This is a genomic window from Plantibacter flavus, from assembly GCF_900177615.1.
Taxonomy (GTDB): domain Bacteria; phylum Actinomycetota; class Actinomycetes; order Actinomycetales; family Microbacteriaceae; genus Plantibacter; species Plantibacter flavus.
Genome location: NZ_FXAP01000005.1, coordinates 392,511 through 412,029, shown reverse-complemented (window position 1 = coordinate 412,029; position 19,519 = coordinate 392,511). Strand labels below are relative to the sequence as shown.

Annotated in this window: 13 protein-coding genes; 7 read left to right on the top strand and 6 right to left on the bottom strand. The window is 71.0% G+C overall.

Features of this window, described 5'->3' with window-relative positions; genetic code table 11:
- The 3 genes from B9Y95_RS16600 to B9Y95_RS16590 all read right to left on the bottom strand — a co-directional run.
- The coding region (locus tag B9Y95_RS16600; protein ID WP_143736532.1) for a hypothetical protein at positions 1 to 500 on the bottom strand (500 nt) is incomplete at its 3' end.
- 1,268 nt (positions 501 to 1,768) lie between these two features.
- Complete coding sequence (locus B9Y95_RS16595) at positions 1,769 to 2,020, bottom strand: acyl-CoA carboxylase subunit epsilon (RefSeq protein WP_085513479.1); 252 nt, start codon at positions 2,018 to 2,020, stop codon at positions 1,769 to 1,771.
- The gene (locus B9Y95_RS16590; protein ID WP_071262519.1) at positions 2,017 to 3,618 is read right to left on the bottom strand and encodes an acyl-CoA carboxylase subunit beta; all 1,602 of its coding nucleotides are present in this window, start codon (positions 3,616 to 3,618) and stop codon (positions 2,017 to 2,019) included. Before B9Y95_RS16590 ends, B9Y95_RS16595 begins: the two co-directional genes overlap by 4 nt.
- A 139-nt stretch (positions 3,619 to 3,757) precedes the next feature.
- Here B9Y95_RS16590 and B9Y95_RS16585 point away from each other — a divergent pair, with 139 nt between their 5' ends.
- Entirely contained in the window at positions 3,758 to 4,549 is a 792-nt protein-coding gene (locus B9Y95_RS16585; RefSeq protein ID WP_085513477.1) for a biotin--[acetyl-CoA-carboxylase] ligase, read from the top strand.
- Here the strand turns inward: B9Y95_RS16585 and B9Y95_RS16580 are convergent.
- On the bottom strand, positions 4,533 to 5,345 hold the full coding sequence (locus B9Y95_RS16580) for an EI24 domain-containing protein (protein WP_085513475.1): 813 nt from the start codon (positions 5,343 to 5,345) through the stop codon (positions 4,533 to 4,535). The two genes, B9Y95_RS16585 and B9Y95_RS16580, sit on opposite strands and share 17 nt — an antisense overlap.
- A gap of 101 nt (positions 5,346 to 5,446) precedes the next feature.
- On the opposite strand from B9Y95_RS16580, the gene B9Y95_RS16575 reads away from it, so the two are divergent.
- Together B9Y95_RS16575 and B9Y95_RS16570 are read left to right on the top strand one after the other, a co-directional pair.
- Positions 5,447 to 6,004: a PH domain-containing protein gene (locus B9Y95_RS16575; protein ID WP_159453439.1), complete on the top strand. Its 558-nt coding sequence runs from the start codon at positions 5,447 to 5,449 to the stop codon at positions 6,002 to 6,004.
- Between the two features lie 129 nt (positions 6,005 to 6,133).
- Complete coding sequence (locus tag B9Y95_RS16570; RefSeq protein ID WP_064295173.1) at positions 6,134 to 7,279, top strand: 5-(carboxyamino)imidazole ribonucleotide synthase; 1,146 nt, start codon at positions 6,134 to 6,136, stop codon at positions 7,277 to 7,279.
- 79 nt (positions 7,280 to 7,358) lie between these two features.
- Here the strand turns inward: B9Y95_RS16570 and B9Y95_RS16565 are convergent, their stop codons facing one another.
- Positions 7,359 to 9,194, bottom strand: a complete 1,836-nt coding sequence (locus B9Y95_RS16565; RefSeq protein ID WP_085513540.1) for a sulfite reductase subunit alpha — start codon at positions 9,192 to 9,194, stop codon at positions 7,359 to 7,361.
- A gap of 23 nt (positions 9,195 to 9,217) precedes the next feature.
- Positions 9,218 to 14,806, bottom strand: a complete 5,589-nt coding sequence (locus tag B9Y95_RS16560; protein ID WP_234994146.1) for a glutamate synthase-related protein — start codon at positions 14,804 to 14,806, stop codon at positions 9,218 to 9,220.
- A 390-nt stretch (positions 14,807 to 15,196) separates the two neighbouring features.
- Here B9Y95_RS16560 and mvk point away from each other — a divergent pair, with 390 nt between their 5' ends.
- Genes mvk through B9Y95_RS16540 form a run of 4 tightly spaced genes read left to right on the top strand, consistent with a single transcriptional unit; the run spans position 15,197 to position 19,468 of the window.
- Positions 15,197 to 16,135, top strand: a complete 939-nt coding sequence (gene mvk / locus B9Y95_RS16555; protein ID WP_085513469.1) for a mevalonate kinase — start codon at positions 15,197 to 15,199, stop codon at positions 16,133 to 16,135.
- On the top strand, positions 16,132 to 17,190 hold the full coding sequence (mvaD, locus tag B9Y95_RS16550) for a diphosphomevalonate decarboxylase (RefSeq protein WP_234994145.1): 1,059 nt from the start codon (positions 16,132 to 16,134) through the stop codon (positions 17,188 to 17,190). Before mvk ends, mvaD begins: the two co-directional genes overlap by 4 nt.
- Positions 17,187 to 18,404 (top strand): phosphomevalonate kinase, encoded by a 1,218-nt coding sequence (locus tag B9Y95_RS16545; protein WP_071262515.1) that lies wholly within the window; start codon positions 17,187 to 17,189, stop codon positions 18,402 to 18,404. The genes mvaD and B9Y95_RS16545 overlap by 4 nt, the downstream gene beginning before the upstream one ends.
- Positions 18,401 to 19,468, top strand: coding sequence for a hydroxymethylglutaryl-CoA reductase (locus B9Y95_RS16540; RefSeq protein WP_079002857.1), 1,068 nt, complete (start codon positions 18,401 to 18,403; stop codon positions 19,466 to 19,468). Before B9Y95_RS16545 ends, B9Y95_RS16540 begins: the two co-directional genes overlap by 4 nt.
- Positions 19,469 to 19,519 lie beyond the last annotated feature (51 nt).

The following is a 19,519-nucleotide window of genomic DNA, read 5'->3' as shown; positions in this document are numbered from 1 at the left end:
AGGCGCTCGCGCAAGACACGGGCGCTCGTGCGGAGGCCAGCGGCCGTGGTGCGCTCGGCGACGACGAGAACCTGTTCGAGGAACACCGCCCGCCCAGCAGCTGGGACGTCGCAGAGTTGGTCGGTGATCACCTGCGCGTGTCGAGCAGAGATGCGGCCTGCCTCGAGCGATTCGAGCACGGCTGGTGCGTCGTTGACGAGACGTTCGGCGTCGTTCGTCGCCCGTTGGATCGTCCGTTCCGGCACCCGGATCGCCATCGCGAGAGCCGCACACGTCGACCGGCGGGAGAGGGCCTGACGCTCGGCCGGCGGGAAGACGGCCGGGACCGTGGCGTCTGCGAAGGAGTCGGCGTAGGCGGCAGAGCGGGCCAGGAGGCGCGCTTTGCGTGCGTCCAAGGCGGCCTGTTGCCGGTGGATCTCCGTCCACTCGTCCGAGAACTGCGCCAGCTGCGCGGCGTAGTCGTCGCCGACGCGGATCGCAGCGGAGGTGGTCTCGGTCATGGAACCAGTCCACCATGGACCACTGACATTCCAGATGCCGAGTTGGGCCGGTTGTGGAAGTTGTTCGTGTGCCCTTCGACAGGCTCAGGGACCGGTGGGGGGTGCTCAGGGACCGGAGGGGGGTGCTCAGGGAACGGTGGGGCGTCGCCGGTTGTGGATGCTTCTCCGTGGGCCCTTCGACAGGCTCAGGGACCGGTGGGGGGTGCTCGGGGACCGGCGGGGGTTGCTCAGGGAACGGTGGGGCGTCGCCGGTTGTGGATGCTTCTCCGTGGGCCCTTCGACAGGCTCCGGGACCGGAGGAGGTTGCTCAGGGACCGGAGGAGGTTGCTCGGGGACCGGCGGGGGTTGCTCAGGGAACGGTGGGGCGTCGCCGGTTGTGGATGCTTCTCCGTGGGCCCTTCGACAGGCTCAGGGACCGGAGGAGGTTGCTCAGGGACCGGAGGAGGTTGCTCGGGGACCGGCGGGGGTTGCTCAGGGAACGGTGGGGCGTCGCCGGTTGTGGATGCTTCTCCGTGGGCCCTTCGACAGGCTCAGGGACCGGAGGAGGTTGCTCAGGGACCGGAGGAGGTTGCTCGGGGACCGGCGGGGGTTGCTCAGGGAACGGTGGGGCGTCGCCGGTTGTGGATGCTTCTCCGTGGGCCCTTCGACAGGCTCAGGGACCGGAGGAGGTTGCTCAGGGACCGGCGGGGGTTGCTCAGGGAACGGTGGGGGTACTCAGGGACGGAGGGGGTACTCAGGGACGGAGGGGGTACTCAGGGACCGGAGGGGATGCTGAGGGACGGGAGGAGGGTGCTCAGGGGGCGCGGGACGAGCAGAGGCTCCTCGAGGCGTCGCGTGTTGGGCGGACGGCGGGCTCGATGGCCGGAAGGGGTTCGCTCAGGGCCTCAGGCGGCTTGAGTGGTTCTCGCGCGTGCTTCGACAAGCTCAGGACCGGAACACATCCGAGCGCACCTCGCACGATCACTGAGCCTGGTGAAGTGCCTGGTCCCGGACGAACGAAAGGAGGGCCAGCACCCGATGCTGGCCCTCCGTGGCGTTCGTGGGTCAGAGCGGTAACCCGAATACCGCTCTGACCCGCCCCCGAACTCCTGCCCGCTTACCCTAGATGGAGCAGGAGCTGGTGAAGTGGTCTCGATGAGACGCAACTTTCGAGAATGATGATCCTCCATCAGGGGTACCCCCGACAGTCGGCACTATGGAGGACACGAATGGGGGACAGCACCGCGCGCCGTGAGGGGCAACCGGCGCGAGTCCTCCGTCGAGACGGCTCAGCCCGTGAACGCGCGCCAGTGTCCGGGGCCCGCGGTGATCCCCGAGCGGAGGTTCCGCCTCGTCCGCTCCCACGTCGACGGGACGCGGGGTGCCGGGGCGGTGTCGGCGTCGCGCAGTGCCTGTTCGGCGATCGCGACGCTCAGCACCGCGGTGAGCGCCGCGAGCTCCTCGTCGGTGGGGGTACCGCGCACGATCCGGAGATCGATCGACGACGGCCCGGTCGTGTTCGGCTCGGCGCCGGCACTCACAGCGGGATGTTCCCGTGCTTCTTGGCGGGCAGGCTCGCACGCTTCGTCCGCAGTGCGCGGAGCGCCTTGATGACCGAGACCCGCGTGGCAGCCGGCTCGATGACGCCGTCCAGCTCGCCGCGCTCGGCGGCGAGGAACGGGCTCGCGACGTTGTAGGTGTACTCGTTCGCGAGGCGTGTGCGCACGGCGGCGACGTCTTCGCCGGCCTCCTCGGCCCGCTTGATCTCGCCGCGGTACAGGATGTTGACGGCACCCTGCCCGCCCATGACCGCGATCTCGGCCGTGGGCCAGGCGAGGTTGATGTCGGCCCCGAGCTGCTTGGAGCCCATGACGATGTAGGCGCCGCCGTAGGCCTTGCGCAGGATCACGGTCACCAGGGGCACCGTGGCCTCGGCGTAGGCGTAGAGGAGCTTCGCGCCGCGGCGGATGACGCCGGTCCACTCCTGGTCGGTGCCGGGCAGGTAGCCGGGGACGTCGACCAGGGTGAGGATCGGGATGCTGAACGCGTCGCAGAACCGGACGAACCGACTCGCCTTCTCGCCCGCTTCGATGTTGAGCGTGCCGGCCATCTGGGAGGGCTGGTTGGCGATGACGCCGACCGACCGACCCTCGACGCGCGCGAAGCCGATGACGATGTTCGGCGCGAAGAGCGGCTGGACCTCGAGGAAGTCGGCGTCGTCGACGACGTGCTCGATGACGGTCTTCACGTCGTAGGGCTGGTTCGGCGAGTCGGGGATGAGCGTGTTGAGCCGACGGTCCTCGTCCGTCGTCTCCAGCTCCACCTCGACGTCGAAGACCGTGGCCTCGGACAGGTTGTTGTCGGGCAGGAAGCCGACGAGGGTGCGGGCGTAGTCGAGGGCGTCCGGCTCGTCGCTCGCGAGGTAGTGGGCGACACCCGAGCGGGTGTTGTGCGTGTACCCGCCGCCGAGCTCCTCCATGCCGACGTCCTCGCCCGTGACGGTCTTGATGACGTCGGGGCCCGTGACGAACATCTGGCTGGTCTTGTCGACCATGATGACGAAGTCGGTGAGTGCGGGGGAGTAGACGGCGCCGCCGGCCGCCGGCCCCATGATGATGGAGATCTGCGGGATGACCCCGGAGGCCTGCGTGTTGCGTCGGAAGATCTCGCCGTACTTGCCGAGCGCGACGACGCCCTCCTGGATGCGCGCCCCGCCGGAGTCGAGCATGCCGATGATCGGGACGCCCGTCTTCAAGGCGAGGTCCATGATCTTGATGATCTTGTCGCCGGCGACCTCGCCGAGCGAACCGCCGAAGATGGTGAAGTCCTGCGAGTACACGGCGACCTGGCGGCCGTGGATGGTGCCGGTGCCGGTGACCACGGCGTCGCCGTACGGCCGTGAGCGGTCCATGCCGAAGGCGGTCGTGCGGTGCCGCACGAACTCGTCGAGTTCGACGAAGCTGCCGTGGTCGAGCAGCTGCTCGATGCGCTCCCGCGCGGTGAGCTTGCCCTTCTTGTGCTGCTTCTCGATGGCGGCTTCGCCGCTCGCCGTCACAGCCTCGTGATAGCGGTTCTTGAGGTCGGCGAGCTTCCCGGCCGTCGTGTACAGGTCAGGGCCGGAGGTGGTTTCGTCGGTCACGCTTTCACCTTACCCGGTGGTCCCCCGCCCGACCCGTTGACGATCGGGCACAAGTGGCGCGCCGATCCGTTGTCGGCATCGTCCAAGCGTGCCGGTGGGCGAGGCGGTCGCCGTCGACGGGCCTCAGTAGGGTTGTGCCATGGATCTGCCCCTCACCGCCGCCCTCGTGCCACGCCTCGAGATCCTCGCCCATGCCGGCTCCACCAACGACGAACTCGCCCGACGCGTCCGCGAAGACGGCGGCGACGCGTGGCCGGACCGCTCGGTCGTCCTCACCGACGACCAGCGCGGTGGACGCGGTCGCCTCGGCCGCGTGTGGACGGTGCCACCCGGCACATCACTCGCCGTGTCGGTCCTGCTCCGGCCGGTCACTCCGTCGGGTGATCCGCTCCCGCTGCAGGCCTACGGCTGGCTCCCGCTCCTCGCGGGTGCGGCGCTCGCGGAGTCGCTGCGGGAGCTCGGGGTGCCCGCCGACGTGAAGTGGCCGAACGACGTCCTCATCGGCGGCCGGAAGGTGTCCGGCATCCTCGCCGAGCTGCTGCCGAGTGGGGACGCGGTGATCCTCGGAACCGGTGTCAACCTCCGCCAGCGTGCCGAGGAACTGCCGACCGACCGGTCCACCTCGCTCGCGCTCGCCGGCCTCGCCGATCCGGACCCGGACACCGTCCTCGTCGGCTACCTGCGTGCGTTCGGCACCCTGTACGACGCCTACCTGGAGGCGTCCGGTGACGCCGAGGCCAGCGGGCTCCGAGCTGCGGTCACCGAGCGATGTGTGACGTTGGACAGCTCGGTGCGGGTGGAGCTCCCCGGCGGCGACGTCCTGACCGGCACGGCCGAGCGCATCGACGTGGACGGGCGGCTCGTCGTCCGACCGACCGACGGTGGTGCGCCGGTCGCGGTGGCGGCCGGCGACGTCACGCACGTGCGCTGAGCGTTCCCACCTGTTCGGTGAGGGACCGGCGTGCGAGCACCGTCGCGCCGGAGACGGCGGCCGGCATGACCAGCACGGACAGGACCGGCACGAGGAAGAGGACCGCGACCGTCATCCCGAAGCCCAGGGTGCGGGCGCGTCGCCTGGCGAGGTTCCGGCGGCGGTCGCGCAACGACAACCCCCTGGCGTCGAACGCGTAGCCCGTCAGTTCGAGGGCGAGGAACCAGCCGCTCACGGCGAGCCCGAGCACCGGGACCACCGTCTGGCCGATCACCGGGACGAAGCCGAGGAGGAAGAGGACGGCCGCCGTCGGGATGGTGAGCAGGAGCAGGCCGAGCGCCCGGGTGACACCGGTGAGGAGTCCGCGCCACGCGGACTCACCCGACTCCGGAGGAGCGTCGCCGAGGGTGCGTTCGACGTCGGCCCAGATCCGCTCGTAGAAGGGGTCGCCGACGAGGAGCGTCGCTGCGGCGTAGGCGTACAGCATCACCACGACGGCGACGGCCACCAACGCCACCGCGGCGGCCACCCGGATGGACGAGCGGTACGGCTCGTCCCAGGTGTCGGCGAACGGTGTCGCCCAGTCGACGATCGTGGCGGCGGTGACGCCGAGGACGACGAGCAGCGCGATGAACACGACGCCCACGATCGCGGCGGGGACCATGCCGAGCAGCATGCGCTTCGGTGACGTGCCCCAGAGGCGGAACCCGCCGAAGAGGATGCCGATCCCCTCGAGGAACGACCCGACCACGCCGGGGTGCTGCGCCGTCGGTGCGGTGCTGTCGGCCGGTTTCACGCCTTCATGGTAGCCGGGCGGCCGATGCACGGATGTTCGGGATCGCCGACGGGCGGGGTGGGAGCAGGCGGCGGGTTCCCGCGACTGCTAAGAATGGGAGTATGGCTGATCCCGGTATGACGGGGCCGGGCAGGCCGGCTCCTCCCGCGGCGGCGACCGAACGTGTGGTCGCACGCCTGCGTCCGCATGCCCGGCGGCTTCTGCTCCCCGCCCTCCTGCTCATCGCGGTGAGTGGCGCCGGTGCGTTCTTCTTCGGCTCGTTCGACCTCGAGTGGCAGAACTGGGCCGTCCTCATCGGCGGCGGGGTGATCGTGCTGGTCGCCTGCGTCCTACCGTTCATCGCCTGGCTGTCGGTCCGCTACGTGATCACGACCCGCCGACTGATCGTCCGTCGCGGGTTCTTCGTGCGGACGCGCCAGGAGCTCTACCACGCCCGTGGCTACGGCATCACGGTGCACAAGAGTTGGGTGCAGAGCGCCTTCGGCAGTGGCAACGTCCGGGTGACGAGCGGCGGCGAGGTGCCGGTCGTCCTGCGGGACGTCCCCGGTGCGGTCCTCGTCCAGAACGCCTTGCACGAGCTCGTCGCCGAGAACCAGAGCATCGCCGCGCCGTACCCGGCGGCACCGCCTCCGATGCAGCAGCCACCGGTCCGACGCTGACCCGTGCGGGGCGCGCCCGGCCGGTACGATGTTCGAGTCGGGGCACCCGCCGATCCGCCTCCGGATCCGCCCGTCCCGCCTGCCGAAACGAGACCCGCCGGCCGGTCGCCGGAGAGCTGGAGTGAACCCATGAGCATTCGCGTCGGAGTGATCGGTGGCGGTCAGCTGGCCAGGATGATGGTGCCCGCGGCCGTGAACCTCGGACTCGACATCCGCGTGCTCGCGGAGCAGGAGGGCATGTCCGCCCGACTCGCCACCGTCGAGGTGGGCGACTACCGCGACGCGGACACCGTGCTCGCTTTCGCCGAGACGGTCGACGTCATCACCTTCGACCACGAGCACGTGCCGCAGCACGTCCTGCGGGCGCTCGTCGACGCCGGCGTGCAGGTGCACCCGGGACCGGACGCGCTCGCCGTCGCCCAGGACAAGCTCCTCATGCGCGAACGCCTCACGGAGCTCGGACTGCCGGTGCCCGACTGGGCGCGTGTGCACGACCAGGAGGAGCTCGCCGCCTTCCTCGCCGAGCACGGCGGGAAGGGCGTCGTCAAGACGCCGCGTGGCGGCTACGACGGCAAGGGCGTCCGCGTCGTCCACGGACCGAACGAGGTCGACGACTGGTTCACGGCGCTCTCCGAGGACGCCAACGGCGGAGCACTGCTCGTCGAGGAACTGGTGTCGTTCCGGCGCGAGCTCGCTCAGCTCGTCGCCCGTCGCCCGTCCGGCGAGGTGGTGCCGTGGCGCGTCGTCGAGACCGTGCAGCTCGGTGGCGTGTGCAGCGAGGTCATCGCTCCGGCTCCCGGCTCGGCTGGCCGGCTCGCCGACACCGCCGAGGAGATCGCCGTGACCGTCGCCACCGCGCTCGGGGTGACCGGGGTGCTGGCCGTCGAACTCTTCGAGACCGACGACGACCGCCTGCTCATCAACGAACTCGCCATGCGCCCGCACAACAGCGGGCACTGGACGCAGGACGGCAGTGTCACGAGCCAGTTCGAGCAGCACCTGCGCGCCGTCCTCGACCTGCCCCTCGGCTGGACGGGCTGCCACCGCGATTGGACCGTCATGGTGAACGTGCTCGGCGGGCCTGCCGAGGGGACGCTCGACGACCGCTACCCGCAGGTCCTCGGTGCGCACCCGCTGGCGAAGGTGCACAACTACGGCAAGGACCCGCGCCCCGGGCGCAAGGTCGGCCACGTCAACGTCGCGGGCGACGACCTCGACGACGTCGTGTACGAGGCACGGGCCGCCGCAGCGTTGCTCGGCGCCGAGAACGCCTGACCGCCCTTCGACAAGCTCAGGGACCGCGTGGGGTGCTCAGGGACCGCGTGGGGTGCTCAGGGACCGATCGAGGTGCGCCTCAGTACACGTCGCGGATGTAGCGCTTCTCGCGCTTCAGCGAGTGCACGTACTCGGCCGCGGCCTCCGTCGAACGCCCGCCGTGTTCGGCGATGAGCTCGTGCAGCGCCTGGTCGACGTCCTTCGCCATCCGCGAGGCGTCACCGCAGACGGCGAAGTGGCCGCCCTCCTCGAGCCAGGCGTAGAGCTCCTTGCCGTTCTCGCGCATCCGGGTCTGGACGTACACCTTCTCGCGCTGGTCTCGGGAGAACGCGAGGTCGAGACGGTCCAGCACCCCTCCGGTGAGCAGCTCGCCGAGTTCGTCCTCGTAGATGAAGTCGTGCGCCCGGTGCTGGTCACCGAAGAACAGCCAGTTCCGCCCCGTTGCCCCGCGCTCGCGGCGCTCGTGCAGGAACGAGCGGAACGGCGCGATCCCGGTTCCCGGACCGACCATGATGAGCGGCGCATCGTCGTCCGACGGCACCCGGAAGCCCGCGTTCGCGGAGACGAAGATCCCGCTCGTGGCACCCTCCGCGACCCGGTCGGCGAGATGCGTCGACGCGACGCCGCCGTGCAGACGGTCGCCGACCGCGTACCGGACGCTCGCGACGGTGAGGTGCACGCGCCCGTCGGCCGCCAGCGGACTGGACGAGATCGAGTACGCGCGGTGCTGCAGCGGACGCAGCACGTCGAGGAGCGCGGCGGCGTCGAACCGGACCGCGGTGGAGCGCAGGAGGTCGAGGATGTCGCGGTCGCGCAACCAGGAGTCGAGCGTCTCCGCCTGGGCGAGCGCGAGGATCCCCGCCAGCTCCGAGTCCGGCGCGCGGTCGGCGAGCTCGGCCACGAGGTCCTTCGACGGGGTGCGGATCTCGAACCCGTGGGTGAGTCGGTCCGCCAGGGTCGAGCCGTCGACCGACTCGTCAGCGGTCGCGTCCAGTTCGGCGATGATGGCGTCGACGAGCGCCGGGTCGTTGCTCGGCATGACGCCGAGGGCGTCTCCGGCCGCGTACTCGATGCCGCTGTCGCCAAGGTCGAACTCGTAGTGCCGGATCTCCTTCGACGAGGCTGGCCCGGAGAGGACGCGGTTGACGGCGAGGGTCGCGCCGTACGGCGTCTTTCGGGTCCACGGTGAACGCGTGCGGCCGGGCTTCTTCGCCGGTTTGGCCGCCGGCGCGGGAGCGGGCACTGCGTCGGCGTCCGTCGGCGCGAGGGCGCCGAAGAGCGACAGTGCCTGGGTGGTCCACGCCGCGGCGGGCTCCTCGTAGTCGACGTCGCAGTCCACGCGGGCGAGGATGCGTTCCGCGCCGAGCTGCTCCAAGCGGGTGTCGATGAGCTTGCCCGCCTGGCAGAACCCGTCGTAGCCCGAGTCGCCGAGCGCGAGCACGGAGAACTTCAGGCCGTCGAGGCGTGGTGCAGTGCTCGCCTGGAGCGTCTCCCAGAACAGTTCGGCGTTGTCGGGCATCTCACCCTCGCCGTAGGTGGAGGTGATGACGACGACGTGTCCCATCGTCGAGAGCCGGTCGACCTCGACGTCGTCGAGTCCGATCGTCGTCACCGCCACGCCGTAGCCGGAGGCGGCTCGTCCGAGGTCCTCCGCGATGGCCTCCGCAGTGCCCGTCTGCGTCCCGACGAGCACGTGCAGGGCGAGCTGCGGCGTTCGGCCACCGGCGTCGGTGGTGTCGATCGCGCTGGAGCGGACCCCCGCCAGGAATCCGGCGAGCCAGACCCGCTGCTCGGGGCTGAAGGGCGCGTCCGCCGGGATGAACGGGTCGTCGGCGCTGCTGCCGAGCGCGGCGAGCGCCTCGAAGAGCACCGGGCTCGGTGTGCTGGTGGCCGCCGGGGCCTGGGTCGAGGTCATCGTCCCCTCCAGTTCGGGCGCGTTCATCGGGAACCCGCCAGGGTCAGTTCGGCCAGAGCGGCCGATGCAAGGAGTGCTTCGGTGCCACCGGTCGCTGCGGATCGGGCCCGGTTCTTGGCGTGCTGGTGCATGATCCACCCCGTGGTGCCCGGGTGGTCGATCGACCGCACGTTCCGCAGCCGCAGTGCCTCCGTGTAGTCGTGGAGGCGCTTCGCGGCGATCATGGCGGCGAGCGCTCCGTCGTCGTACCGTTCGAGCAGCTCTCGAGCCGCCCGCTGCACCCGCTGCATGACGAAGAAGTCCTCGGTGAGGATGAGCGTGCGGACGCTCGCCTGCACGAGCGGGTGCGCTGGGTCGTCGACGCCGGGCGTGCGGGACAGCGCGACCTCCTGGGCGAGCTTCAGCACCGTGTAGCTCGTGAGGAGCGCGTAGACGTCTTGCGGGTCCGCCGCGGGCTCGCCGAGTCCGGGGGCGCGACCGCCGCGGACCGGTCGGCGGTCGCGGTAGTCGAGCTTGAAGGTGCGGAGCTGCTGCGCCGCGAGGGCCGCGCCGAGCTCGTCGAGGAGTTCCTTCCGGCTGTTGGCCGCGAGGATCGCGTCGCTGTCCTGGTAGAGGAGCAGCGCGCGCGGCATGCCGAACACGAACTGGTGCCTGGCCGTGTCCCACTCGGCGAGCAACCGGGAGGCGAGCGGCGAGCCGGTCGCCTCGACGTGCCACTCCAGCAGCAGGAGCACGGCGGCCTCGTGGAACGCCGCCTGCTCGCCCTCGGTGATCGATCCGAGGAGGAGGGAGTCCGCGCTGACCTTGCTCGGCAGTTCACCCCGCGGGTCGTACTGGTAGACGAAGCCACCGCTCATCCCGTTGCCGAAGCCGATCCCGAAACCGCCGAGGTTCAGCACGGCGCCGTTGGTCATGTACTCGCAGGCGTAGTCGCCGACGCCCTCGACGACCGCGGTGGCGCCCGAGTTGCGGACGGCGAAGCGGTCGCCGGCCTCGCCCTGGACGAAGGTGCGGCCACCGGTCGCCCCGAAGAGGGCGAAGTTGCCGATGAGGACGTTGCCGCCGTCCTCCGAGCTGCCGCCGCCGGGGGAGAGGATCGCGATGGTGCCACCGGAGGCGCTCTTCCCGACGCCGTCGTTGCAGGTGCCGGTGTGTCGCCAGTGCAGGCCGTCGACGCAGAACGCCGCGTACGACTGCCCCGCGGAGTGCTCGGTGCGGATGGTCACGGTGTCGGCGGCGAGCGAACGGTGGCCGCGGTCGTCGGTGACGACGGGGGGGATCGCCGCCGCCTGGTCGTCGTCGAGCTCGTGGTTGAGGATGCGCTCGAGGTCGATCGCGAGCTGCCCGCCGACGGAACGCCAGCGGTTGCCGAGTCGGATACCGCCGTCGGCATCCTCGGCGCCCAGGTCGAGCGTCGTCCGGCCGTCGTCGAAGAGTCCTGCCCGGACCCGCTCGATGAGTGCGTCGTCGAGCGTGAAGTCCTTCTCCAGGTACACCGGGTCGGTGACGACGACCTCGGGGACGACGGCGAGCATGGCGCGCAGGTCGAGGTCCGCGACGGCCGCCGGGTGGTCGACGAGGTGGAGGAGGTCGGTGCGGCCGCGGGCTTCGCGGAGCGAGCGGAGGCCGAGGATGGCGAGCCGCTCGCGGACGTCGTGCGCGATGTTCAGGAGGTACTGCGCGAGCGCGCGCGGGTCGCCGTCGAAGGTCTCCGGGTTGGTCGTGAGACCAGCCGGGCACTTCACATTGCAGTTCTTCGCCATGACGCACTTGAGCATCATCAGCGCGGTGGTCCCGAACTCGAAGCTGTCGCCGCCGAGCAGGGCTGAGATGACGACGTCGCGACCGGTCTGGTGCGCGCCGGAGCAGCGCAGGGTCACCTTCGATCGCAGACCGTTCGCGCTGAGGGCCTGGTGGACCTCGGCGATGCCGATCTCGGCGCTGCGTCCGGCGTACTTGAGGCTCGTCACCGCGGCCGCGCCGGTGCCACCGGTGTTGCCGGCGACGTTGATGACATCGGCACCGGCCTTGGCCACGCCGACGGCGATCGTGCCGATGCCCTCGGAGGAGACGAGCTTGACGACGACGCGGACCCGAGCCGCCTTGCAATCGTGGATGAGCTGCGCGAGGTCCTCGATCGAGTAGGTGTCGTGGTGCGGCGGCGGCGAGACGAGTTCGATACCGGGCGTGCCACCCCGGGCGGCGGCGATGTCCACCGTCACCTTGGGAGCCGGGAGCTGACCGCCCTCACCGGGCTTGGCGCCCTGGCCGATCTTGATCTCGAGCTCCTGGAGCATCGGGTCGGCCAGGTAGCCGGCCCAGACGCCGAAGCGGCCGGAGGCGAACTGCTTGATGCGCGAGCCGCGGATCGTCCCGTAGCGGGACAGGTGTTCGCCGCCCTCGCCACTGTTCGACATCCCGCCGACCATGTTGGTGCCGTGGGCGACCGCCTCGTGCGCGGTCGCCACGAGGGCGCCGTGGCTCATCGCCCCGGACGCGAGGGATCGGGTGATCTCGCTCGCAGGCTGGACGAGGTCGGTCGAGATGCTCTCGGCACCCTCGACGAGCATCGAGAAGTAGTCGTCGGCGGACCCCGTCGCCTCCACGATGAGGTCGCCACCGGAGATCCAGTGCCCCGTCACCTCGCCGCCGAAGCGGTGGACGTAGTACTCGCCGAGCGCCGAGACCCGCGTGAGGTCGCCCGCGAGCGGCCCGGTGAGCTGCAGCCGGTGCCGCCCCTGCTCGGTCCGTGTCGCACGCAGGCCGCGGACGACGATCGAGGAGTTACCGACGGGGCCGAGCCGGTCGAGCTCGCGAGCGAACTCCTCCGGGGTGGTCAGCCGGGTGATGTCCTCGGGCAGTACGAGCACGTCGCGGAGGGCCGCCGGGCGACGGCGCCGCTCGGTCGTCATCGACTGGACGAAGGAGCGGTAGCCGGGCGTGATGGTGAAGGCGTCGATCTCGTCGTCGTCGAGGGCGTCGAAGGAGGTGTGCTGGTAGGCGTCGTCGTCGATCCCGAACGCGTCCTCGAGGTTCCCGATGGTGTGGAGGCGCAGCGGGTCGTCACCGAGCGTGCCGCCGTCGCGGTCGACGGCCGTCGTGTCCGCTCGCGGCAGCTGGACGGGCTCCTCGGTGAGGTCGACGAAGCCGCGGACCGCGGTCGTCCCGTAGGAGTGGCCCGCGCCCTCGGCCCGTTCCTTGAACAGGCCGAGGAGCGGGACGTCCGCATCGCTCGACGTCGTCAGGGCGCGCTGGTGCCAGGCGCTCGCCGTCCGGGCGATCCCGGCGAAGCCGACGCCGCCGACGGGGGCGCGGAGGTGTGGGAAGGCGCGCGCGAGCACGGGGTCGCTCGTGTCGAGGTAGTTCGGCTCGAAGAACTCGCCGCCGATGTAGCTCTCGACGGTGCAGAGGCCGACCCGGCCCATGGTCTTCAGGAGCGACTTCTCGGCGGCGTAGGCGAACCGGCGGAACGCTGCTTCCACCTCGTCGGGGTGCTGCTGCTCGGCGCGGAGGCGGACCGCGAGCGGGTGGACGGCCGACGCACCGAAGCCGAGGGCGGAGGCGACGTGGTGCGAGGACGGCAGCTGGCCGCTGTCGACCACGAGCGACACGCGGAGCCGGAGGCCGTCGTCGATGAGTCGCTGGTTGACTGCCGCCACGACGAGGATGAGCGGCAGGGCGGCACCCTCCGCGTGGACGCCGCGGTCACTGAGGATCGCGATGCCGCCGTTCTCTGCGGCGAACCCGGCGACCTCCACGGCAACGCGCTCGACGGCGGCCTCGAGCGCGTCGGCGTTCGCCTGCGCGTCCACCTCGGGCCGGTAGAGGATGTCGAACCACGCGGCCGGCGACTCGTGCTGAGCGCTGAGGCGGCGCAGTTCGTCCTCGCTGATGATGGGGGATCGGAGGACGAGCTGCTTCGTGCCGACCGTGCCGCTGCCGGGCTTCGGGCCGAGTGCGACCCGGAGGGTCATGCCGTCAGCCTCGCGGATGCTGTCGAGCGGCGGGTTGGTCACCTGGGCGAAGCGCTGGGAGAAGTACTTCGCCAGGCCGCCCTCCTGGTCGGACAGGGCGTTGATGGCGTTGCCGTAGCCCATCGCCGAGATCCGCTCCTTGCCCGAGGCGAGCATCGGGTCCGTCATGAACCGGAAGCTCTCCTGGTTGAGGGAGTACGCGACGTAGCGCTGCACCTGGCTCAGCCCACCGCGGTAGGCGAACGCGTCGTCCGCCGAGGCCGTCGGTGCCGACACCGGGACGCCCCGGTCCTCGAGCGCATCGAGGTCGGTGGCCGATGCGGCGAGCATCGCCGGGTAGTCCTTGCGCGCAGCGAGGAGCTCGAGCGCCTCACCCGTGCGGAGGCGAGTGCCCGTGCGGTGGTCGTAGGCGAGCATGCCGCCGGCCTCGATGCGACCGCGGTGGACCACCTCGTCGTCCGGGAACGGCAGCTGCCCTGCCTCGGAGGTGACGGAGAGGTAGTCGGCCGTCTCGACGCTGCGCAGCGGGCGCAGGCCGAGCCGGTCGAGCCGGGCGCCGACGGTCGTGCCGTCGTTGAAGATGAGCGCGGCCGGGCCGTCGTTCTTCTCCTCGACGAGCGAGAAGTACTCGAGCATCGCCCGAACCTCGCGGCTCAGGGTGCGATCGTTCTCCCAGGCCGGGGGCATGACGGACACGACCGCCTCGAGCAGTTCGAGTCCGTCCTCGACCACGCGGCTGTGCAGCGTCTGGTCGAGGCGCGAGCTGTCCGACTGGCCCCTGGCCCGGATGATCTTCCGGCCTCGCGATGCAGCCAGCGCCGTCTCGGACAGACGGTTCTTGCGGTCGGTGTTGAGCTCGCCGTTGTGCGCCATGAGGCGGAAGGGCTGCGCCATCGACGGGTGGGGAGCGGTGTTCGTCGAGAACCTGGTGTGGAAGGCCAGGGTCCTGACCCGGTGCAGGGGGTCGGCCAGGTCGGCGAAGTAGGGGATGACCTCGCCGGAGTTGAGGCGTCCCTTGAGGACCTGGGTGCGCGTGCTGAGCGACAGCGGGTACAGGCCGTCGAGGGTGAGGTCCGTGTAGGCGGTCGCCTCGATCGCGAGCAGGGCCGCGTGCGCGCGCTGGTCGAGGTCCTCCGTGGAGGCGTCGTCCGAGGGCTCGAAGATCCACTGCCGGATCGGCAGTTGGTACTGCACGGCCTTCGGGCGCAGGACGGCGTCGACCGTCGGCACGGCACGGGCGAGCAGCACGGTGAAGCCGGCCTCGCCGAGCGAACGTTCGATGAGCGCCTCGGCGTCGCTGATCCGACCGTGGTCGACCGGGAGGAAGACGTTCGCCAGGCCGAACCGTCCGGCGACGAGCGGCTTGCCGACGAGGGAGCTGAAGAAGTCGACCGAGAGGTCGATCTGCACGCCCGCTCCGTCGCCGACGCCCTCGGAGGACATGCCGCCGCGGTGGGGGATGGCGCACAGGGCGGTGTCGCCGAGTGCGATGACGTCGTGGCTCTGCACGCCGTCCTTGCGGGTGATGAAGCCGACGCCGCAGTCGCTCTTGTCGGTCTGGCGATCGACGAGGTCGGGCAGGGGCGATGGTGCGGCGGTGCGCGGGCGCGGGCGCGGTGGAACGGAAGACGAGATCACGACGGGGTACCCCTCGGAATGCGGGCGCTGGACGGCCCGGAGACGGTGAGATGACGGGACCGGATCTACGTCGCTGGAGGGTGGGTCCGTGTCGACGCGGGCGCTGGGTGCGGCGGCCGTCGTCTGCATGAATGGAGGTGTTCCGATCCTAACCGGGCCGTCCCGCCCACTCAACCGTAACGAGCCGAACCGGGCCGTTCGGCGTAGGCTGGGTGTTTCCGGTACGCATGGGACACGCCGTGAGCGCTCCGGCGGCTCCCGTCGACGGCCCATCGTGCAGCGCCCGGATGCGCTGCGGGACGACTCACGGGCCGGCCCCGTGGTGGATCGGATCGCGACCGGACGACCGATGTGCAGCCAGCTGCATGTTTTTCGGACCAGAATGGTGAGATGACGACAGAGCACACGGCTGCGACCGGTCGCGGCTTCGCGCACGCCAAGGCGATCCTGCTGGGCGAGCACGCCGTCGTCTACGGGTCTCCAGCCGTCGCCCTGCCCATCCCGTCGCTCCGGGTCGAGGCGACCGCCCGACGCATCGACGGGGCCTCGGTCCTCGACACCGAGATCTCGCTCGGCCCGCTCGACGCCTCCGATCCGCTCGGGACCACCGTCCTCGAGACCCTCGCGCACGTCGGTGCGGCACCGGCCGGCGTCGAGGTCGTCGTCCGCGGGACCCTGCCGATCGGCAGAGGCCTCGGTTCGAGTGCCGCGGCCGCCAACGCGATCGTCGACGCCGTCGCCGACCTGCACGGCGTGGCGCTCGACGACGCCGACCGGTTCGAGCTCGTGCAGCGCGGCGAACGCGTCGCCCACGGGACGCCCAGTGGTCTCGACGCCCGGGCCACGAGCTCCTCGACACCCATCCTCTTCACCGCCGGCCGGGTCGAGCATCCGCCGATCCGCTTCGGCGGTAGCTTCGTCGTGGCCGACACCGGTGCGCGCGGGTCGACCCGGAAGGCGGTCGCCGACGTCCGCGCCTTCGTCGAGGTGCACCCCGAGCGTGGTCGCGCGCTCCTGGCCGAGCTCGAACGCCTGACCGTGGCGGGCGTCGCCGACCTCGCCGCGGACCGCCGCGACGACCTCGGGACCCGCATGAACGCGGCGCAGGTCGTCCTCGACGAACTCGGCGCCGGCCACCCGGCCATCACCGCGCTCATCGCGGTCGCCGCGGCGAACGGCGCCCTCGGCGCGAAGCTCACGGGCGGCGGGCAGGGCGGATGCATCATCACCCTCGCCGCAGACCCCGCGTCAGCCCGACGCATCTCGCAAGCCCTCCTCGAGGCCGGAGCACTCGGCACCTGGACGATCGACGCGGAGGACTACGCGTGACCCTGACCCCGCAACAGCTCGCGACGACCGCCTCGGAGGAGGGCAGCGCGACCGCGCTGGCCAACCCCAACATCGCCCTCGTCAAGTACTGGGGCAAGCGGGACGAGGCGCTCATCCTCCCGTGGACCGGAAGCCTCTCACTGACCCTCGACGCAGCGCCCACGACGACGACGGTGCGGCTGACGGACACACCCGACGACGTCGTGCTCCTCGGCGGACGCCCCCTGGAGGGCACCGCCCGCTCCCGCGTCACGCGCTTCATCGACCTCGTGCGCGCGCTCGCCGACCGAGACGAGCGCGTCAGCGTCGACTCCCACAACGAGATCCCCACGGGGGCCGGACTCGCCTCCTCCGCCTCGGGCTTCGCAGCGCTGGCGCTCGCCGCATCGACCGCGTTCGGACTCGACCTCGATCGGCGTGCCCTCTCCCGGCTGGCTCGCCGTGGCTCGGGGTCGGCCTCCCGCTCGATCTTCGACGGGATCGCCGTCTGGCACGCCGGGCACGACGACGAGAGCTCCTTCGCCGAGGCGGTGCCCGCGCCCGGACTCGAGCTCGGCATGGTCCTCACCGTCCTCGACGCCCGGGCCAAGTCGGTCTCCAGTCGCGACGGCATGCGGCGCACGGTCGACACCTCCCCGTACTACCCCGCCTGGGTCGAACGCACCCCCGTCGAACTCGAGGAGATGCTCGCCGCGATCACCCGCGCCGACTTCACCGCGGTGGGCACGATCGCCGAGCGGAACGCGATGCGGATGCACGCCACGATGCTCGGCGCCGAGCCGCCGGTCCGGTACTGGGGACCGGCGAGCGTGGAACTACTCGACCTCGTCGCAAACCTCAGAGGCGACGGCCTCGAATGCTATGCGACGATGGACGCCGGCCCGAACGTGAAGATCCTGTGTCGAGCCGACGCGGTCGACGAGCTCGCGGCTCGGATCCTCGAGGCGCAGCCCCACATCGGCGTCATCCCCGCCAGAGCCGGACGGGGCGCGAGGCTCATCACCTCGGAGCCCGGCGGATCGGCGGGCGAGCAGACAACGGAAGGAGCGCGATGATCGAGATCAAGGCGCCCGGCAAACTCTTCGTGGCCGGCGAGTACGCCGTCGTCGAACCAGGGCATCCCTCCATCCTCGTCGCGGTCGACCGGTGCGTCACCGTCCGACTCGAGGCGAGCGAGCACGAGGGCCGCATCTTCTCCGACCAGTACGGCCGAGCGCCCATCATCTGGCGTCGCAACCGCAACGGGGTCGTCGTCGAGCACGAGGAACGCCCGCTCGACCACGTCCTCTCCGCCGTGAGCACGATGGAGACCCTCGTCGCCGAGCTCGGCGTGGCGCAGCGGTTCTCCGCCCTGTCCATCACGAGCGAGCTCGACGACGCGAGCGGCCGGAAGTTCGGCCTCGGTTCGAGTGCCGCCGTGACGACCGCCACCATTCGCGCCCTCGACGAGTTCTACCAGCTCGACCTCACCCGGACGCAGATGCTCAAGCTCGCGATCCTCGCCACCATCGACGTCGCACCGGCAGCCTCCGGGGGCGACCTCGCGGCGAGCATGTTCGGCGGCTGGCTCCGCTACACCTCGCCCGACCGGGCCCGGCTGCGTGAGGTGCGCCACCGTGAAGGGGTGCTCGCAGCCCTCCGCGACCCCTGGGCCGAGCTGGGGCTCGAGCGCCTGTCGCCGCCGACCTCGCTCCGGCTCCTCGTCGGCTGGACCGGCGAGCCCGCCTCGACCACGCGTCTCGTCGACGAACTGCAGTCCCGGAAGTGGGCGGAGACGGCCCACTACACCTCCTTCCTCGCAGCCAGCCGCGCCGCCGTCGACGCTCTCACGATCGGGCTGAACGACGAGGACCCGGCCCTCGTGCTCGGTGCCGTCCGCTCCGCGCGCGCGACGCTCGCCGGTCTCGGCCGCGACGCCGGTGTCGACATCGAGACCGCCGCGCTCGCGCAGCTCTGCGACGCCGCCGAGCGCCTCGGCGGGGCGGCCAAGTCCTCCGGTGCAGGTGGTGGCGACTGCGGCATCGCGTTCATCGGCCAGTCCGTCTCCACCGCCGCCCTCGAAGACGACTGGTCGGCGCACGGCATCGAGCGGCTCCCGCTCACGGTGCACCCACCGACCGGACTCATCGACGCCGCCCACAGCCCGTGGGGGCCGTCGGAGATCAGCCGGACCGACGACGACGCGGTCGAATCCATCAGATCCACCTACGCTCGTGCCTTCGCCGAGCAGCACGACGTCCTCCGGGGCGGAACGGAACCCCACGCATGAGCAACGAACCCGACGGCGTCGCACCGGTCCCCCTCAAGTGGATCGGCCCGCTCCACTTGAGCGGCAACGTCATGGAGGGCGAGCAGGAGGTCCCGCTCGCCACGTACGAGAGCCCGCTCTGGCCGTCGGTGCGCCGGGGCGCCCGCATCTCCTCCATGGTCCCCGGCGGCATTCGCGCGACGCTCGTCGACGAGCGGATGAGCCGCTCCGTCCTGTTCGAGGTCGACTCCGCCGGCGACGCCCTGCAGGCGCTCCGCGAGATCGAGCGCAGCCTGCCCGAGCTGCAGGCCGTCGTCGCCCAGTCGAGCCACTTCGCCGAACTCATCGAGATCAACTCGCAGATCGCCGGCAACCTGCTCTTCCTGCGCCTCGAGTTCCGCACCGGTGACGCGTCCGGGCACAACATGGTCACGCTCGCGGCGGACCGTCTCATGCCGTACATCATGGAGCGTTGGCCGATGCTCCGGTACGGCTCGATCTCCGGCAACTTCTGCTCCGACAAGAAGGCGACCGCGGTCAACGGCATCCTGGGTCGCGGCAAGAACGTCGTCACCGAGATGACGATCCCGCGGGCGATCGTCGAGCGGTTCCTGCACACGACGCCCGAGCAGATCGTGCAGCTGAACGTGCGCAAGAACCTCGTCGGGACGATCCTCGCCGGTGGCCTGCGCAGCGCGAACGCCCACTACGCCAACATGCTGCTCGCGTTCTACCTGGCGACCGGCCAGGACGCGGCGAACATCGTCGAGGGCTCGCAGGGCGTCACGCACGCCGAGGTGCACGACGGCGACCTCTACTTCTCCTGCACCCTGCCGAACCTCATCGTCGGCACGGTCGGCAACGGCAAGGGGCTCGGCTTCGTCGAGGAGAACCTCACCCGCCTCGGGTGCCGCGAGGACCGTGAACCCGGTGCGAACGCCCGGCGACTCGCCGTCCTGTGTGCTGCCGCCGTCTGGTGTGGCGAACTGTCACTCCTCGCCGCGCAGACCAACCCCGGTGAGCTCATGGCCGCCCACCTGAAGCTCGAACGCAGCGCGCAGACCGCAGCCGGCGCGCCCGCCTGACCCTCCCACCGCACCGGGGGACCGGTGCATCGTCGACGCTCGAACGGAGCA

What these genes read in the sequence shown, in the direction of transcription:
- B9Y95_RS16585 (WP_085513477.1), top strand. Translation starts at nt 3,758, where the DNA reads ATGGATCTGCCCCTCACCGCCGCCCTCGTGCCACGCCTCGAGATCCTC.
- B9Y95_RS16575 (WP_159453439.1), top strand. Translation starts at nt 5,447, where the DNA reads ATGGCTGATCCCGGTATGACGGGGCCGGGCAGGCCGGCTCCTCCCGCG.
- B9Y95_RS16570 (WP_064295173.1), top strand. Translation starts at nt 6,134, where the DNA reads ATGAGCATTCGCGTCGGAGTGATCGGTGGCGGTCAGCTGGCCAGGATG.
- B9Y95_RS16565 (WP_085513540.1), bottom strand. Translation starts at nt 9,194, where the DNA reads ATGACCTCGACCCAGGCCCCGGCGGCCACCAGCACACCGAGCCCGGTG.
- mvk (WP_085513469.1), top strand. Translation starts at nt 15,197, where the DNA reads ATGACGACAGAGCACACGGCTGCGACCGGTCGCGGCTTCGCGCACGCC.
- B9Y95_RS16545 (WP_071262515.1), top strand. Translation starts at nt 17,187, where the DNA reads ATGATCGAGATCAAGGCGCCCGGCAAACTCTTCGTGGCCGGCGAGTAC.
- B9Y95_RS16540 (WP_079002857.1), top strand. Translation starts at nt 18,401, where the DNA reads ATGAGCAACGAACCCGACGGCGTCGCACCGGTCCCCCTCAAGTGGATC.